Source organism: Hyphomonas sp., from assembly GCF_013823385.1.
Taxonomy (GTDB): Bacteria; Pseudomonadota; Alphaproteobacteria; order Caulobacterales; family Hyphomonadaceae; genus Hyphomonas.
In genome coordinates, this window is the sequence record NZ_PNMA01000094.1 from 1 (window position 1) to 2,745 (window position 2,745).

The window sequence follows — 2,745 nt, forward strand, 5'->3', positions numbered from 1 at the left end:
CGAAGCCGCCGAAGGTGACGCCGTAGAACAGCATGAACCACCATGCATCGGCTTTCTTCAACGGCTCAAGATAGGCGAAGATCGACTTGGGTGCGGGCGGATTCGGCGCATCCTTGGCCAGCACCATGTAGATGACGAAGGTGATCGCCAGCGGGATGCAGGCAAGGCCCAACACCGCGTTCCAGCCGAACGCCTTGGCCAGCAGCGGCGCAAACAACGCGGCCAGCACCGTGCCCGAATTGCCCATGCCCGCAATCCCCAGTGCAGTCCCCTGATGCTCGGCGGGGTACCAGCGGCTCGCCAGCGGCAACGCGACGGCAAAGCTGGCACCCGCAAAGCCGAGTATCACGCCCAGTGCCACGGTACCGCCAAAGCTGTTGACCCCCAGCATCCAGGCCGTCGCCAGTCCGCCGATGACGATCAGCTGGCCGATGGCGCCGGTGGACTTGGGGCCGATCTTGTCGACCAGCACGCCGTTGACCAGCCGCAGCACCGCGCCTGCCAGCGTTGGTATGGCGACCATCAGGCCCTTCTGGGCGTCGTTCAACCCCAGATCGGTGGCGATCATCGGGGCGAGTGGACCGAGCAGCACCCAGACCATGAACGCCAGATCGAAATATAAGAATGCCGCAAACAGCGTCGGGCGGTGTCCCGCCGACCAGAAACCCTTGTTCATGATAAACCCCTTTGATGGTGCGGCGCGGAAGACCCGTCCGGCTGGTGGGACCGAGCGCATACGCCGGGGCTTGTTGGCCGGAGCGCAGGGGGGAGCACGCGGTGATGATGGAGAAGCAGCGAGACAATGCTCGCGAAGGCAGCGACAGGGCAGCTGACGATGGCCGCGCCCGAGAGCTGGACAATCCCGTCTGTCAATCTGGCGGAATGAACCGTCAAAGCCATGCTCCTTTCAGACACGAAAAAAGCCGCCTCGAAGCGCGGTCATCAGGACCGGTTCGGGCGGCGTCATTGCCATGCTTCGTATTAACCGAAGCCGCCAGTTCAGCCCTTCATTGGACCGACCTGGTTATGATAGACCACGCATCATTGCCTGATCTTCCTATAGGTTGTCAGCGAATCGACTATAGCGCAAGCACATTTTCGTGCGTTGCAGCATTTGCAATTGCGCAGGCTAGTGCGCTCAAATCATGGGCTTTGTGCGCTGGTGCTCCAGGTAGTCCATCGCCCGGTCAGGATCGAACTGAACGCGATCGAAGAATTGGTCTTCACCGAGAATCAGTCTGCCCGTCTGGCTGGAAGCACCACGCGGCACGCTGTTGGCACCTTCCACCTTGGCACTGGCGCCGGGCAGTATCGCATCAGTCCCAGCAAGCGCGGACCTGTAGATGTCAGGACGGAACACCTGGGCTGCTCCGGCAAAACCCGCCTCGCTCGCTTCGGCATGCCCCCAGCGCGCCATCTGCGAATACAGCCACATGGCCTGACTGCGCCAGGGGAAGTTGGCGGCCTCGCGATGTTGAAACATGAAGTCGGGATAATGGATGGCATCGGCCCCCTGCGTGAGCCGGATCCGGTCCGTGGTCGCCCGCAAGATCGTTTCGCGGGGTGCGTCCAGATATTCCGACCGTGACAATATGGCCGCATTTGCCTCTGTATTGCCAGGCTCGACGAAATGCGCAGCCGCTCTGTGCAGCGCTCGCACCAGCCGCTCGGTTGCGTCGGTGTCGGCCTGCGGACCATCGAGCCGCACCGCCAGCACTTTTTCCACACCGCGCCGCCAGATCTGCGCAGTGGCCAGCATGATCCGCCCGACACCGCGATCCACCGCGATGCTGTTCCACGGTTCGCCAACGCAGATGCCGTCAACATCGCCGCAGGCCAGTGCATCGGCGGCGAAGGGCGGGCTGGTGACGGTGATCTCGACATCGAGGTCAGGCTGAATACCTACGCCAGCCAGCCAGTAGCGCAGCATATAGTTGTGGCTGGAATAGCGATGGACCACCCCGAAACGCAGCGGATTGCCGATGGCGACCCGGCGTTCCGCCTCCAGCTTCAACCTTGCGCCGATCTCGAACGGATCACCCAGCGTGTTGTCCAGCGAAAGGGCATCGGCCAGCGCCGTTGATACAGTAAGTGCGTTGCCATTGAGACCGAGCACGAACGGCACCGCGAGCGGCACAGCCGGCCTGTCGCAGCCCAATGCGGTGGCTATGGCCAGCGGTGCAACCATGTGTGCCGCATCCGTCTGCCCATACATCAGACGGTCGCGTACCGCCGCCCAGGTGATGTCGCGGACCAGTTGCAGGTCCAACCCTTCATCCTCGGCAAAGCCCAGTTCATGCGCCAGGACAGGCAGCGCCGCATCGACCAGCGGCAGGAAACCAATCCTCATGAGGGTATTGCTCATAGCATATCTCCCATCAGGGCTTCGCTGGTCACGATCGCCTCGGCGACCTCGGCAATGCGGCGGTTGGATCGCATCGCATGATTGCGCAGCAGGGCATAAGCAGCAGGCTCGTCCAACCCTTTGCGCTTCATCAGGATCGCCTTGGCGCGATCGATTGCCTGCCGGTCTGCAAGCGCGGTCCGTGCTTCCGCCAACTCGGCCTGCAGCCGTGAAAATGCTTGAAAGCGGCGAATGGCGAGGTCCAGCACCGGCTTGATGCGCTGCTTGGCCAGGCCATCGACAACATAGGCCGATACGCCCGCATCCACCGCTGCACTTGTCGACTCGGCATCGCTCTGGTCCACGAACATCGCGATCGGCCGCGCAAGGGCACGCGACAT

Annotated in this window: 3 protein-coding genes; all 3 read right to left on the reverse strand. The window is 62.5% G+C overall.

Going from position 1 to position 2,745, the window contains the following annotated elements:
• Positions 1-676: MFS transporter (locus C0456_RS19920; RefSeq protein WP_291056250.1), on the reverse strand; the 676-nt coding region annotated here is incomplete at its 3' end.
• A gap of 462 nt (positions 677-1,138) precedes the next feature.
• The gene (locus C0456_RS19925) at positions 1,139-2,365 is read right to left on the reverse strand and encodes a CmpA/NrtA family ABC transporter substrate-binding protein (RefSeq protein ID WP_291056253.1); all 1,227 of its coding nucleotides are present in this window, start codon (positions 2,363-2,365) and stop codon (positions 1,139-1,141) included.
• On the reverse strand, positions 2,362-2,745 hold a 384-nt coding region (locus C0456_RS19930; protein WP_291056256.1), incomplete at its 5' end, for an ANTAR domain-containing response regulator. The genes C0456_RS19930 and C0456_RS19925, both read right to left, overlap by 4 nt.